Source organism: Lysobacter sp. ISL-50 (assembly GCF_018612875.1).
In the GTDB taxonomy this organism is placed as follows: Bacteria; Pseudomonadota; Gammaproteobacteria; order Xanthomonadales; family Xanthomonadaceae; genus Lysobacter.
Genome location: NZ_JAGGRI010000023.1, coordinates 1 through 15,216 on the forward strand (window position 1 = coordinate 1; position 15,216 = coordinate 15,216).

A 15,216-nucleotide genomic window follows, 5' to 3' on the forward strand; every position below is an offset into this window, starting at 1 on the left:
GGCGCTCGCGCAGGCGGGCGATGCGGCGTTGCGGATGATGCGCGCGCAGCACCGCGTCGGCGTGGCGCAGGCGCGCGCCGTCGCGTTCCAGGCGCAGGCGCCAGGCTTGTTCGAGCCGGCGCAGCGCGTCCTGCTGGCGCGTGCGCAGCGCGGCCAGCCGCGCCTGCGGCCGCAGCGCGTTGAGGCGCAGGCCGGCGCGGTCGGCGCGCTGCATGGCCTGGCGCAGGCGCTGGTTGTGCAGGTTGTGCAGGCGCGCTTCGAGCACGCGCAGGCGGTGCAGCAGATCCTCGCGCTGCGGCACCAGCAATTCGGCCGCCACCGATGGCGTCGGCGCGCGCACGTCGGCGGCGAAGTCGGCCAGGGTGAAGTCGGTTTCGTGCCCGATAGCGGACACCACCGGCACGGCGGAGGCGGCGATCGCCCGCGCCAGGCGTTCATCGTTGAACGCCCACAGGTCTTCCAGCGAACCGCCGCCGCGCGCCAGCACGATCACATCAAAACGCTGCGCGGCTTGCGCGCGCATCAGCATCGCGGTGATGCGTTCGGCGGCGCCGTCGCCCTGCACCGGCACCGGCAATACCTCGGCTTGCGCCAGCGGGAAGCGCCGCGCCAGCACGCTCAGCACATCGCGCACCGCCGCGCCGCTGGGCGAGGTGATGATGGCGATGCGCGCGGGGAACCGCGGCAGCTCGCGCTTGCGCTCGTTGTCGAACAGGCCTTCGGCCGCGAGCCGCGCCTTGAGTTCCTCGAACGCGCGCCGCAGCGCGCCTTCGCCGGCCTCTTCCATGTGGTCGAGCACCAGCTGGTAGTCGCCGCGCGCTTCGTACAGGGTCAGGCGGCCGCGCGCGAGCACGCGCAGGCCTTCGCGCGGGACGAACTTCAGCCAACTGCTCTTGGGCTTGAACATCGCGCAGCGGACCTGGGCGCGGGCGTCCTTCAAGGTCATGTACAGATGCCCGGACGACGGCCGCGACAGATTACCCAGTTCGCCCTCGACCCAGATCAGCGGGAAGGTGTCCTCCAGCAGATTGCGCGCCAAGGTGTTGAGCTGGCTGGGGGTGAGGACTTCGTCGGGCTGGCTGGGGGGCATGGGGTGCGGATCGACCTGGGGCGGGTTTGACTGGGCAACGCGGCGTTTTTGTTCGTCATTCCCGCGAAAGCGGGAATCCGGCGACTTTCGTGCGGGTGACGTCAAAGTCGCTGGATTCCCGCTTTCGCGGGAATGACGACAGGGGGAAGGACGCGAATCACGAAAGTTCGCCGTCGGATATCCGGGCCGTGGAGCCGATGGTATCGCGTGCGGCAGTGCGGGGTCGTTCCCGCGGTTCCAACCGTCGCCAACAGCTGCAAACCCCCGGCGCCACAGCGTTTCCCCGCGCTTCACCCCCGCGACACGAAAGCCGCGCGCCCCGGCGTTACAATGGCGGCATGAATTCAGATGCCGTCTTGCCCTGCGCCCATTCCGGTTTCGGCCCCCTGCCGCGACGCCTGACCCGCGCGGTCACGGTCGGCGGCGTTCAGGTCGGCGGCGGCGCGCCGGTGGTGGTGCAGTCGATGACCAACACCGACACCGCCGATGTCGCCTCCACCACCAAGCAGGTCGCCGAGCTGTGGCGCGCCGGCTCGGAACTGGTGCGGATCACGGTCAATACCGTGGAAGCCGCCGCGGCGGTGCCGCGCATCGTCGATAAGCTGGCGATGATGGGCATCGAAGTGCCGATCATCGGCGACTTCCACTACAACGGCCATCAGCTGCTCACCGCCGAGCCGGCCTGCGCGCAGGCCCTGGGCAAGTACCGCATCAATCCGGGCAACGTCGGCTTCGGCAAGAAGAAAGACAGCCAGTTCGCCACCCTGATCGAGTTCGCGATCAAGTACGGCAAGCCGGTGCGCATCGGCGCCAACTGGGGCTCGCTGGACCAGGCGCTGGCCACCCGGCTGATGGACGAGAACGCCGCCCGCGCCGAACCCTGGGACGCCGGCCGGGTGCTGCGCGAGGCGCTGATCCGCTCGGCCCTGGACTCGGCCGTGCGCGCGGTCGAGCTGGGCCTGCCGGCCGATCGCATCGTGCTCAGCGCCAAGGTCAGCGGCGTGCAGGAACTGATCGCGGTCTATCGCGAACTGGCCCGCCGCGGCGAGTACGCGCTGCACCTGGGCTTGACCGAGGCCGGCATCGGCAGCAAGGGCATCGTCGCCTCCAGCGCCGCGCTCGGCGTGCTGCTGCAGGAAGGCATCGGCGACACCATCCGCATTTCGCTCACGCCCGAGCCGGGCCAGTCGCGCAACAACGAAGTCATCGTCGCGCAGGAACTGCTGCAGACCATGGGCCTGCGCGCGTTCACGCCGATGGTCACCGCCTGCCCGGGTTGCGGCCGCACCACCAGCACCTTCTTCCAGGAGCTGGCGCAGACCGTGCAGGAGCATGTGCGCGCGAAGATGCCGGAGTGGAAGATCACCCATCCGGGCGCGGAGAACCTCACCCTCGCGGTGATGGGCTGCATCGTCAACGGCCCGGGCGAATCGCGCCACGCCAACATCGGCATTTCGCTGCCGGGCACGGGCGAGACGCCGTCGGCGCCGGTGTTCGAGGACGGCGAAAAGACCGTGACCTTGCGCGGGGAAAACATCGCGCGGGAATTCGTCGCGCTGATCGACACCTACGTCGAACGCAATTATGGCGCCCGCCTCGCAGGCGCCTGATTCCCGCGCGGCCGCGCCGCCTGCGGCCGCGACCAACGAAGACCGGGCCGCGATTCGCCGCGGTCCCGGCGACAGCGCGGTCGAGCAAGAGGCGCGTTTCGGCCTGGCGCTGCTGCGCCGCCATGGCTGGCGCCTGCTGCTGGTGTTCGCCGGCCTGCTGCTGCCGCTGTGGGGCTTCGCCGAACTGGCCGATGAAATCCACGAGCAAGAAGCCATTGTCTTCGATGAGCCGCTGTTGCAATACGCCCACAGTCTGGCCCGCGACGGCTTCGACCGTTTGTTCGTGATCGTCTCGCAACTGGGCTATCTGTACGGCGTGGTGCCGTTCGATGTGCTGCTGGTCGCGGTGCTGACCGTGCTGCGGCGTTTTCGCGAAGCCAGCTTCGCCGCGATCGCGCTGGCCGGTTCGGGCTTGCTCAATCTCGCCGCCAAGCAGTTCTTCGCACGCGAGCGGCCTTCGCTGTGGGATTCGATCGCGCCCGAGCACAACTACAGTTTCCCCAGCGGCCACGCCATGGGCTCGATGACCTTGCTGGTCACCCTGGCGCTGCTGAGCTGGCCGACGCGCTGGCGCTGGCCGGTGCTGGCGGTGATGGTGCCGTTCGTGGCGCTGGTGGGGTTCTCGCGCTTGTACCTGGGGGTGCATTACCCCTCCGACATCCTGGCCGGATGGGCGGTGGCTACGGCGTGGGTGGTCGCGACCTATCTGGTGGTGTACCGCGGCGGGCTGCTGAGCCCGTGGCGTAAGCGCGGCGCGGCGTAGCGAGAAGTCAAGCGGCGACGGCTGTTCAAACGACCGTTCGTCCGAGAAACATTTGATCCGTTTATCAGAAGGACGCCCCGGCCAGGTGGGGGGGGACTGGCCTGTGCGCGTTGGCACTAGAGGGGAGCGCACTAGGCACTGATTATGTGCCGGGATCGAATCGCATCCTGATCACGGGCCGTCGCGCCCGCGCCGAGGCGCGGGTGTTGCGGATTGCTTTGCACACTGAAGTGGGGGACGTTTCAGATGCACAAGGTGTTTAAGAAAACTTCGATCGCGCTCGGTGTAGCGGCCGTGGCCGCCATGGCCGGCGCGAGCGTGCTGAGCCTGTCCGGGGGGACGGCCGGCAGCGCCGCTATCGGCGCGGCGCCGGCGCCGACCGGCGTCAGCAGCCTGGAGAACAAGAGTCAGCGCTACATCGTGCTGTACAAGGACGCGCCGCTGAGCACTTACAAGGGCAGCGTGCAGGGCCTGCCAGCGCCGGCGCGGCTGGAAGGGCGCGGCGCGATGACGGCGATGTCCGGCCCGAGCGAAGGCCGCATCGACGTCAAGAGCGCCAACGCGCGCAACTACGTCCGCCATCTGGACCAGGTGCAGAGCGGCTACGAGCAGCGCATCGATCGCGCGCTCGGCCGCCAGCTGCGGATCGAGCGGCGCATGCGCCACGCGCTCAACGGCATCATCACCACGCTGTCGCAGAGCGAAGCGGCCAAGGTCGCCTCGATGCCGGAAGTGATGCTGGTCGAGGAATACCGCGAATACGAAATGGCCACCGACACCGGCCCCGCGCTGATCGGCGCGCCGGCGTTGTGGAACGCCACGCCGACGGGTTTCCGTGGCGAAGGCATGGTGATCGGCGTGCTCGATTCGGGCATCAACTTCGGCAGCCCGTCGTTCACCGCGGCCGATGAAACCGGCTATCAGCACATCAATCCGCTCGGCGCCGGCCACTACCTGGGCACCTGCGCGCCCGGCGGCATCGATGAAGGCCGTTGCAACGACAAGCTGATCGGCGGCTACGATTTCGTCTGCGCCTCGCGCGCCAACCAGTGCGGCCAGCCCGACATCCGCGAAGAGCCCGGCTTCGGCGACACCAACGGCCACGGCAGCCATGTCGCTTCCACCGTCGCCGGCAACGTGCGCACCGCGACCTTCCGCGGCCGCGACGTGCATATGTCCGGCGTGGCGCCGCGCGCCAACATCATCGCCTACGACGTGTGCTACACGAAGGTCTCGACCAGTCAGGGCCTGTGCCCGAACGTGTCGGCGGCCGACGCGGTCGATCAGGCCATCGCCGACGGCGTGGTCGATGCGATCAACTACTCGATCGGCGGCGGCGCCAATCCGTGGAGCGAAGCGGTGTCGCTGGCGTTCCTCAACGCCACCGACGCCGGCATCTACGTCGCCGCCGCGGCCGGCAACGACGGCCCCGGCCCGGCCACCAGCGGCCATCTGGAACCGTGGACGGCAACCACCGCCGCGGCCCAGCACGGCCGCGGCGATTTCGTCTATCTGTTGCAGGTCACCGGCCCCGGCGCGGTGCCGGCGCCGCTGCAGACCGTGCAGTTGTCGGAAGGCACCGGCGGCGTCGCGTTCGCGGCGGCGCTGCCCGGCACCACGCCGCTGCGCGTGAGCGCCGGCATCAACGGCGCCGACGACGGTTGCGCCGCGTTCCCGGCCGGCACCTTCCAGGGCGCGGTCGCGGTGATCCGCCGCGGCACCTGCAGCTTCGCCATCAAGGCCGGCAACGCCGCGGCGGCGGGCGCGACCGCGCTGGTGGTCGTCAACAACGCCGCCGGCGGCATCGTCCCGAGCGTTCCGGGCGCGACCATTCCGGCGTTCGGCATCACCCAGGCCGACGGCAACGCGATCCGCGATTTCTCCGCCGCCAACACCAACACCTCCACCGCCGGCATCGGTTATCCGCCCACGCCGCTGCCGAACACGCCCGACGTGCTCGCCGGCTTCAGCTCGCGCGGCCCGGCCGGCAAATTCGATCTGGTCAAGCCCGACATCACCGCGCCCGGCGTGGCGGTGCTCGCGGTCGTCGCCGGCACCAGCATCAGCGGCAGCGAGAACGAGATCGGCCTCAAGGACGGCACGTCGATGGCCTCGCCGCATCATGCCGGCGCGGCGTTGCTGGTGCGTCAGGCGCAACCGACCTGGACCGTGGCCGAGGTCAAGTCGGCGCTGATGATGACGGCCAAGCAGGAAGTGTTTAAGGAAGACTCGGTCACCCAGGCCAACGCCTTCGCCATGGGCGCCGGCCGCGTGCAGGTCGATCAGGCGATCAAGTCCGGCCTGGTGCTCAACGAGACCACCGCCAATTACCGCGCGGCCAATCCGGCCACCGGCGGCGATCCCTCGTCCTTGAACGTGCCCAGCATGGGCAAGGCCAAGTGCCCGAACAGCTGCAGCTTCACCCGCACCTTCCGCAACACGCTGAGCACGCGCCAGACCTGGAACGTGCGCGGCGAGGGACTGAGCGTGGTGGTGACGCCGTTGTCGCTGGTGCTCAACCCGGGCGAGAGCAAGGCGGTCAAGGTGACCGTGCTCAGCGGCTCGCTGCCCAAGGACGGTTCGTGGAACTTCGGCAAGCTGGTGCTGACGCCGCAGGGCGGCAACACCGCGCAGCCGACGCTGCGTCTGCCGATCGCGGTCTCGGTGCCGCCGCCGGCGATCGCGCTGGCGCCCGATCAGGTGGCGTTGAGCCTGACGGCGGGCGCGACCGGTTCGGTCAACTTCCGCATCGACAACGCCGGCGGTTCCGCGCTCGATTACCAGATCGACAACACCGGTTCGGGCACGCGCACCTTCATCAATGCTCCGGTCGGCGCGGTCAGCAGCGGCTTCCGCAGCACCCAGTACACCGATCCGGCCACCGCCGGCTCGCCCGGCCAGTACTCCTCGGACGATTTCACCGTCACCGAAGCGACCCAGATCACCCGTCTGTACACGGAAGGCTTCGTCTCCAGCGGCCAGCCGCTGGCGACCACGTCCACCGGTCTGACCTGGATGATCTACCGCGACAGCGGCGGCAACCCGGAAGGCAATCCGCAGACCAGCCCGGGCACGGCCGTGTGGAGCTACTCGTCGCTTCCGACCGGCAACGGCGTGGCCATCAACGGCGCGCACATCACCTTGAACCTGGCCGCGGCCGGGCAGAACGTGAATCTGGCGCCGGGCCGCTACTGGTTGATCGTGTATTCGCGCAGCACTTTCGCTAACCGTTGGGTGTGGTTCGCCTCGACCACCGGCGACAACCTCTTCCGCGCGATCACGCCGGGCACCGCCGGCACCGGCGCGTGGACGGCCAGCACCGGTTTCGCCGGCCAGGCCTTCAACGTGCAGGGCGCCAACGCCTGCGGCGCGTCGTGGATCGGCGCACCCGATCGCGCGTTCGGACGGCTCAACCCGGCCACCGGCATCAACACCCAGGTGCAGATCAGCGCCGCGGGCCTGACGCCGGGCCCGCGAGTGGGCTTCGTGTGCGTGTCCAGCAACGACCCGCTGCGTCCGAAGGTTTCGGTGCGGGTGGCGTTGACGGTCACGCCGGCGCCGTAAGCGCGGGTATCGAGCCGACCGCGCAACGCAGCGCTGAGCCGCTGCGTTGCGCTCCTACACACGGGCCGGCATCCGGCCGGCCCGTTTCCGCATTCGACGGGTCGGCGCGCGCATGCGCCGCGATCCGCACGTTCCAGGGGATTACATGAAGACCATGCAGCCTTCCATTCTCGCCGTCGCCCTGTTGCTGGCCAGTTCGTCCGCATGGGCCGGTTCGGCCTGTCAGCTCGACGACGGCCTGGGCAACGTCGACACCGGCGGCGCCACCGCCAACGGCGTCGATGCCACCGCCTGCGGCAACGGCGCCAGCGCCGCCGGCTTCGGCAGCGTCGCGGTCGGTTCCGGCGCGCAGTCGGCCGGCGATCTCAGCATCGCCGTGGGCCAGGGCAGCGCCGCCAGCGGCCAGGCCAGTTCTGCGCTCGGCGCCGGCAGCACCGCTTCGGGCGATCAGAGCACCGCCAGCGGTATCGGCAGCACCGCCAGCGGACTGGGCAGCGTCGCCACCGGCACCGGCAGCACCGCCAGCGGCGAGCAGAGCGTCGCCGCCGGCAGTTCGGCCAGCGCCAGCGGCGTCAACGCCACCGCGATCGGCGCGAGCAGCAGCGCCGGCGGCGCCAACGCCACCGCGCTGGGCAACACCAGCAACGCCAGCGGCGACAACAGCGCCGCGCTCGGCAACAACGCCAGCGCGACCGCGGCCGACAGCGTCGCGATCGGCGGCAACTCCGTCGCCGACCGCGCCAACACCGTCTCCTTCGGCGCCGCCGGCAGCGAGCGGCAATTGGTCAACGTCGCCGCCGCGACCCAGGACACCGATGCGGTGAATCTCTCGCAGCTCAACACGCTGAGCGGCGCGCTCGGCGGCGGCGCCAGCTTCGGCGGTGGTGTGTTCACGCCGCCGACCTACGTGATCCAGGGTTCGAGCTTCAACGACGTGGGCTCGGCCTTCGGCGCGGTGGATGGTCGCCTAACCGATCTGTACGGCCGCATCGCCGCGATTCCGGCCGGCACCGGCGGCTCGGCACTGTCGGCGAACTACACCGACGCATCGAAGACCCAACTGCCCTTGGAAGGCGCCGGCGGCACGCGCGTTTCCAACGTCGCCAACGGCACCGCCGCGACCGACGCGGCCAACGTGGGCCAGGTCCAGGCCGGCGATGCGCAGACGCTGCGCAGCGCCAACACCTACACCGATTCGCGCGTCGCGCAGATGCTGGCCGCGCCGACCGAGGCGGTGAGCCGCTTGCGCGACGACATGAACTGGCGCTTCGCCCGGCAGGACGAGCGCATCGACAAGATGGGCGCGATGACCGCGGCGATGGTGCAGATGTCGGCCAGCGCATCGGGCCTGCGCACGCAGAACCGCGTCGCGGTCGGCGCCGGTTTCCAGGGCGGCGAGCAGGCGCTGTCGATCGGTTATCAGCGCGCGATCAGCGATCGCGCGACGGTGACCGTGGGCGGCGCGTTCAGCGATTCGGAAAGCTCGGTCGGCGTCGGCGCGGGTTTTGGCTGGTAACGACGCGGCCGGCACACGCGGTGTCGCGAACACGAACAAAGGAGCGCTTCGGCGCTCCTTTGTTTTTTACGCATGCGAGATGAAACAACAGAACTTCGCGCAATTCATGAACATGACGTTTCAATGCTGAAACATGCGCGATAGGCATCTGTAACCAAAGCCAAAACGTGCGCATGATCACGCCGTAACTTTTCCGCCTCGCGCAGTGTGCGCGCAGGGCGGGAAGGTTCGGCCCGGCGCGTGCGGATGCGCCGGGCGTTACGGGAAGGGCGGACGGCCGGGGCCGCGATCGCGGTCGGGCGCACGGACGACGCTGACCGACGCCGATTCCTTCTTCCCCAAACTGGACCGCGACGTGCCTGGAAGGGGGGCAGGCGTGGGGCGGTGTCTTCGCGCAATTCGTGGAGGACCTCTCGATGCCAAATGTAGTCAATCGATTGACGATCGCCGTCAGCCTGGTAGGGCTGGCCGCGCTCGCAGGCGCCGCCGTTCGCGGCCTGAGCAACGACAGTCCGGCCGATGCCGGAACCATCGGCGGCGCGCCGCCGCCGCAACGCGCCGACAGCGCGCTGGAAACCCAGACCAGCCGCTACATCGTGTTGTTCAAGGAAGCGCCGCTGAGCACCTATCACGGCGAGGTCGCCGGTTTGCCGGCGCCGCAGCGCCTGGCCGGCGCGCAGAACGCCAACAGCGCCGCGGCCGCGAAGCGCGCGGGCGGCGGTGCCGGCGGCCGCGTCGATGTGCGCAGCGCCCAGGCGCGCAGCTACGTGCAGCATCTGGACCAAGTGCAGCGCGATCACGAAAGCGGCATCCGCGCCTTGATCGGCCGTCCGCTCAACATCGAACGGCGCATGCACCACGCGGTCAACGGCGTGATCACCCGCATGAGCCAGAACGAAGCCGCGCGCATCGCCAAACTGCCCGGCGTGGAACTGGTCGAGGAATACCGCGAGTATCCGCTCGCCACCGACGTCGGCCCGCAATTGATCGGCGCGCCGGCGTTATGGAATTCCACTCCGGCGAATTTCCGCGGCGAAGGCGTGATCGTCGGCGTGCTCGACACCGGCATCAACTTCGGCAGCCCGGCGTTCGCCGCCATCGACGACACTGGCTATCACCACGTCAATCCGAACGGCAGCGGCAATTACCTGGGCACCTGCGCGCCCGGCGGCGTCGATGAGGGACGTTGCAACGACAAGCTGATCGGCGGCCACGACTTCGTCTGCGGCCCGCCCGGCAACACCTGCGGCATTCCCGGACTGCGCGAAGAGCCCGGTTTCGGCGATACCAACGGCCACGGCAGCCACACCGCCTCGACCGCGGCCGGCAATGCCTGGACCGCGAACTTCAAGGGCCGCGAGGTGCGCATCTCCGGCGTCGCGCCGCACGCCAACGTGATCGCTTACGACATCTGCTACACCATCGCCGCGACCAACCAGGGCCAATGCCCCAACACCTCGGCGGTGGCGGCGGTCGATCAGGCGATCGCTGACGGCGTGGACGTGATCAACTACTCGATCGGCGGCGGCGCTTCGCCGTGGGGCGAGTCGGTTTCGCTCGCCTTCCTCAACGCCTCCGACGCCGGCATCTACATCGCCGCGGCGGCCGGCAACAGCGGCCCGGGCGCCAGCACCATGGGCCACCAGGAGCCGTGGACCTCGACCACCGCGGCGGCCCAGCACGGCCGCGGCACCTTCGCCTATCTGCTGCAGGTCACCGGCCCCGGCGCGGTGCCGCCGGCCTTGCAGGCGGTGCAACTCACCGAAGGCGTGTCAGGCACGCCGTTCGCCGCCTCGCTGCCGCCGACCACGCCGTTGCGCGTGAGCGCCGGCATCGACACCGCCGCCGACGGCTGCGCCGCGTTCCCGGCCAATGCGTTCCAGAACGCGATCGCGGTGATCCGCCGCGGCACCTGCAACTTCACCGATAAGGTCAACAACGCCAGGAACGCCGGCGCGGTCGGCGTGGTGATCGCCAACAACCAGGCCGTGGTGGTGTCGCCCAGCGTGCCCGGCACGACGATCCCCACCTTCATGGCTGCGCAGACCGACGCCGACGCCATCCGCGATTTCTCCGCGGGCAACGCCAACACCTCCACCGCCGGCATCGGCTTCCCGCCGACGCCGATTCCGAACACGCCCGACGTGCTGGCCGCCTTCAGTTCGCGCGGACCCACCAACGGCCTGGATCTGATCAAGCCCGATGTCACCGCGCCCGGCGTCAACGTGCTCGCGGTGCTGTCCGGCACCACGGTCAGCGGCTCGGAGAATCTGGTCGGCCTGCTCAGCGGCACGTCGATGGCCTCGCCGCATCAGGCCGGCGCCGCCGCGCTGCTGCGTCAGGCGCGTCCGAGCTGGACTTCGGCGGAGATCAAGTCGGCGTTGATGATGACCGCCACGCCGAAGGTCTTCAAGGAAGACGAGGTCACCCCGGCCGACGCCTTCGCGATGGGCTCGGGCCGCATCCAGGTCGATCAGGCGGTGCATGCCGGTCTGGTGCTCAACGAGACGACGGCGAACTTCCTCGCCGCCGATCCGTCCACCGGCGGCGACGTGTCCGCGTTGAATCTGGCCAGCCTGGACAAGCGCGAGTGCGTCAACAGTTGCACCTTCGAGCGCACCTTCCGTCATGCCGGCAACGGCCTGCAGTTGTATCTGGTGCAGGTCAAGGGCGTGCAGGGCATCGCGTTCCCGCCGCTGTTGCTGTCGGGACCGGGCCAGACCACCAAGCTCAAGGTGATCGTGCTGAGCAATTCGTATGCGAAGGACGGCGCGTGGCACTTCGGCCAGGTCGAACTCAAGCCGCTGATCGGCCGCGACTCGCCGCCGCTGCACCTGCCGATCGCGATCGCGGTGCCGCCGCCGCAGATCGTGCTCACGCCCGAGCAGGTGGCCCTGAGCCTGCCGGCCGGCAGCCGCGGTTTCGCCGATTTCAGCATCGGCAATCGCAGCGCGTCGGCGCTGGAGTTCCAGATCGACAACACCGGCACCGCCTCGCGCACGGTCACGCACTCCACGGCCGAAGGCGTCAACAGCGGTTTCCGCAGCACGCTCTACACCGATCCGGCCACGGTCGGCTTGCCGGCGCAGTTCTCGTCGGACGATTTCGTCCTCGCCGACAGCACGCGCCTGTCCAAGCTGTTCTCGGAAGGGTTCGTGTCCAGCGGTTCGTCGCTGGCCAGCACCGCGACCAGCCTGAGCTGGAGCGTGTACAGCGACAACGCCGGCAATCCGAGCAGCAATCCGCTGGCCGGCGCGGCGGTGTGGAGCTACACCGCGGCGCCGAACGCGGCCGGGGTGACGATCGACGGGGCCAACATCACCCTGGATCTCGCCGCCGCCGGACAGAACGTGCAATTGCCGCCGGGCCATTACTGGCTGGTGGTGCACGCGCGCACCAGCTTCGCCAACCGTTGGGTGTGGTTCGCCTCCAACACCGGCGACAGCCAGTTCCGCACCATCGCGCCGAACGCGAGCGGGGCGGGAAGCTGGATCGCCGGCGCCGGTTTCGCCGGGCTGGCCTTCGACATCCAGGGCGAAAGCGCCTGCGGTGCGCCGTGGATCGGCGCGCCGACGCGCGCGTTCGGCCGGGTGCCGGCGCAGGGCAGCGTGGCCAACCGGGTGCGCATCGATACCCGCGGCCTCGCTGAGGGTGCGCACATCGGTTACGTGTGCGTGGCCAGCGACGATCCGGTGCGGCCGAAGGTCGCGCTGCGGGTGGCGCTGACGGTGACGCCGCGCTGATCGCGGGATATTGATCGTTCGACGACAAGCCGGGCCCGTTCGCGGGCCCGGTTTTTTATTGGCCGCGTATCACGGCCGCGGACTCACCACTCGCGCCATTGCTCGGTGATGTCTTCCTCGCGCTGCACCGCGCCGGCTTGCGCGGCGGCGCCCAGGATCAGTTCGCACAGTCCTTCGCGCTGATCGGTTTCGATCAGGTTGTAGCCGCAGCGGGCGTTGAGCGCGTTGAGCGCGAGCACGGCCTGCTTGATCGCGGCGCGTGCGGCGTCGCGATCGCCCTGGGCCGCGTCGATGGCGTCGAGGAAACGGTCGATGATGCGCTCGCACTCGTCGATCTCGCCGTCGCTGTAACCCGCATCGGCGCCGTCCTGAGCGAGGTCTTCCCTGTAGCTGCGCATGCCGTCGAGGATCTCGCTTTTCAGCTCGACGTAATCGTTCGTTTCCACCTGCATCGGGTTCCTCGGTTCGGCCAGGGCGCGTGCTCGCGCGCGGTGTGCGCGGGCCGCCGCCGCACGGCGGCGCGGCCTCGCGGGTCCGAGTGTATCGGCGCGACATTGCAGGCGATGGAAGCCGCGCGGGCACCCGGTCGCGGTCGCGGCGTGACCGGCATCGATGCTTCGACAGGGCGCGGCGCGGGCGCATTGACTCGGTGCGCCGGGCGTGATCCGCAAGGGCGATGGCGTCGTTGGCGGGGGCAAATCCCCCGCGCGGGCGGGGTGGATTTCGCAGTGGCCTCGCGCGCTGCCCCCTCCGCAAAGGGGGCTTTCTCGTGGCTACGGGCGGCGGTTGGTCAGCGGTAGATCCGCTCGCGCTCGGCCTGCAGGCGCTGGCGCAGGTACTCGTTGCGGGTCAGGCCGCTGGGAATGGTCTGCATCGCCATGACCTCGGCGACCACGATCTGTTCGCGCTGCTTGTAGCTTTGAAAGCGCGGATCGTGCTGCTGCTGATCGGCCCATTGCTGCTCGCGGCGCTGCGCGTCGGCGCGATAGCGTTGCGCCAGTTGCCGCACCATCGCCTTTTGCTGCGACGGATCGGCCACCGTAGCCTGGATCAGGCCGATGCGCAGCATCAGGCTTTCGCCGGCCGACAGTTCGCGCGCCTGTTCGTAGCCGTCGATCTCGCGTTGCAGCGTCTGCGCGCGGCGTTCGCGTTCGACCGGGCCCAGCGAAGAGGCGTCGCGGAAAAAATCGCGGGCCTCGTGCTGGAAGCGCTGGCGTTGTTGATAGCTGCGCGCCTGCGGCGTGGCCAGCAGACTCTGCAGCGGCGTGCCGCGGCTGGCGTTGGCGATCGCGGTGACCGCGGCCGGCGCCGGCGTGGCGTCGGCGCGGGCCGGATACATCGGCAGCCAGCCCATACTGACCGCCGTGGCGAACGCCACGACGGTCAGGGCCAGGCCCAGCATGACTGGATTGCGTTTCATGCCGTCGTCGCCTCGTCAGGCCAACAGTTGATCGACCAGCCAGTACAGCAGGTTGAACGGCTTGGCCTTGTCGGCCGCATCGCTGGCTTCGCTGGCGTCGAGCACCTTGCCGTTGCCGTCGAGAACGCTGTCGATGAAGTTCTTCAGCTCCAGGTTCTGCGCCTGCACGTCGCCGTTCTTGAAATCGACGATGGTCGTGCAGTGGCTTTCGTTCAAGGCGCGGTACTGCGGGAAATAACCGCCGAAATTGTCCAGCCCGTTCAAACGCGCGGCGAGCCGCTGGGTGTCGGCGCCCCACTTGGCGTGGATCAGCGCTTCCTTGGCCGCTTGCGTCGGCGCCTGCTGGATGTCGGCGTGGAAACGCTCATACGAATACGACGAATAGTTCAGGTCCTGCCAGAAATGCGTCTGGCCCAGGCGATCGTTGCGGTGCTTGTTGGCCAGCGCCGGATAGATCGAGCCCAGTTCGTTGAGATCGATCTGCGGCAGGCCCGCGGCGAGGAAGGCGAGCGGGCCGTTCGGCGCGTCCAGTCCCCACACGTCGCGGATCTTGCTCATCAGCGGTTGCGAGGGATATTCGGCCGGATTGCCGTTGCTCGGGGTGGGGAAGATCGGGCCGGAATCGTCGATCAGGTAGGCGCTGGTCGGGGCCAGATCGCTGCGCACCGAGTCGTAGGAGATCAGGCTGCCGGCGCCGCCGGCGCTGCAGCCGGTGCTGAGCATCTGGCCCGGGCGCGGCAGGTTGTCCTTGAGCCAGGCGGTGATCGCGCGGGTGTTGCGCAGGCCGTTGTGGTGCCACACCAGCGGCGGCTTCTGCCCGCTGGGATCGTCGTACACCGCGACTTTGTCGCCGCTGTAGATGTCGCCGGTGCAGTAGGGCACGTAGACCATGTTCCAGCCCTGGGTCTTGACCGCATCGAACGGGCTGACGCGGGTCACGAACGGACTGACCAGGCTCGCGCCCGGATTGAGCAGTTTCATGTAGTCGTCGGGCACGCCGTTGGGATTGCGCGCGCCGCGCACGCCCGTGGCGCCGGTGCAGCTGGCGTAGTCCCAGCACGCGCCGCCGCCTTCCATGTAGATGATGGTGTTGGTGGTGTCGGGGACGCGATTGACGAAGACCTTGTACGGCGAACCGTTGCCGCAGATCGCGCCGGTTTCCGCTGGCAGTTGCACGGTCTGCCATTGGTAGTACGCGGCCGGATCGAATCCGTCGGCGCGTGCGGTATCGCGGCTCAGCAGCGGGTATTGGCCGGTGCGCTGCGCGGGTTGGACCTGGTTGTCCGCCTTGGGCGGCGAAAACAGGTTGCGGATCGTTTCGAAGAAACCGTAATCGCCTTGCTCGGCCTGCGAGGGCAGGCTGGACAGGGCGACGGCGCCGCCCAGAAGGACGACGGCCACGTGACGGCTCAGTGCCATGATGTCTCTCTCCTTTGATCGTCATGAAGGGAGGAGGCAAACGCGCTCCGGCGCGTGCTAGGGCAGGCGCGCGACCGGGTTCCCCTCCGTA

General features: G+C 69.1%; 9 protein-coding genes. 5 read left to right on the forward strand and 4 right to left on the reverse strand.

What is annotated here, in order from left to right:
- On the reverse strand, nucleotides 1–1,090 hold a 1,090-nt coding region (gene xseA / locus J7J50_RS14285), incomplete at its 3' end, for an exodeoxyribonuclease VII large subunit (protein ID WP_215056295.1).
- Nucleotides 1,091–1,428: 338 nt separating this feature from the next.
- Between xseA and ispG the strand changes: the two genes are divergently transcribed.
- The 5 genes from ispG (at nucleotide 1,429) to J7J50_RS14310 (ending at nucleotide 12,286) form a co-directional block, all read left to right on the forward strand.
- Nucleotides 1,429–2,700: a flavodoxin-dependent (E)-4-hydroxy-3-methylbut-2-enyl-diphosphate synthase gene (ispG, locus tag J7J50_RS14290; protein ID WP_215056294.1), complete on the forward strand. Its 1,272-nt coding sequence runs from the start codon at nucleotides 1,429–1,431 to the stop codon at nucleotides 2,698–2,700.
- Nucleotides 2,675–3,463, forward strand: a complete 789-nt coding sequence (locus tag J7J50_RS14295; protein ID WP_215056293.1) for a phosphatase PAP2 family protein — start codon at nucleotides 2,675–2,677, stop codon at nucleotides 3,461–3,463. Before ispG ends, J7J50_RS14295 begins: the two co-directional genes overlap by 26 nt.
- Nucleotides 3,464–3,709: 246 nt before the next feature.
- Entirely contained in the window at nucleotides 3,710–7,027 is a 3,318-nt protein-coding gene (locus J7J50_RS14300) for a S8 family serine peptidase (protein ID WP_215056292.1), read from the forward strand.
- A 145-nt stretch (nucleotides 7,028–7,172) separates the two neighbouring features.
- Nucleotides 7,173–8,543 carry a YadA-like family protein gene (locus J7J50_RS14305; protein ID WP_215056291.1) on the forward strand — a complete coding sequence of 457 codons (1,371 nt, stop codon included), beginning with the start codon at nucleotides 7,173–7,175 and terminating at the stop codon, nucleotides 8,541–8,543.
- Between the two features lie 416 nt (nucleotides 8,544–8,959).
- Complete coding sequence (locus J7J50_RS14310) at nucleotides 8,960–12,286, forward strand: S8 family serine peptidase (protein ID WP_215056290.1); 3,327 nt, start codon at nucleotides 8,960–8,962, stop codon at nucleotides 12,284–12,286.
- Nucleotides 12,287–12,369: 83 nt separating this feature from the next.
- On the opposite strand, the gene J7J50_RS14315 is transcribed toward J7J50_RS14310, so the two are convergent.
- The 3 genes from J7J50_RS14315 to J7J50_RS14325 form a co-directional block, all read right to left on the reverse strand.
- Entirely contained in the window at nucleotides 12,370–12,738 is a 369-nt protein-coding gene (locus J7J50_RS14315) for a hypothetical protein (RefSeq protein WP_215056289.1), read from the reverse strand.
- Between the two features lie 338 nt (nucleotides 12,739–13,076).
- The gene (locus J7J50_RS14320; protein ID WP_215056288.1) at nucleotides 13,077–13,706 is read right to left on the reverse strand and encodes a hypothetical protein; all 630 of its coding nucleotides are present in this window, start codon (nucleotides 13,704–13,706) and stop codon (nucleotides 13,077–13,079) included.
- A gap of 15 nt (nucleotides 13,707–13,721) precedes the next feature.
- Nucleotides 13,722–15,125, reverse strand: coding sequence for a pectin acetylesterase-family hydrolase (locus tag J7J50_RS14325; protein ID WP_215056287.1), 1,404 nt, complete (start codon nucleotides 15,123–15,125; stop codon nucleotides 13,722–13,724).
- Nucleotides 15,126–15,216: the final 91 nt, after the last annotated feature.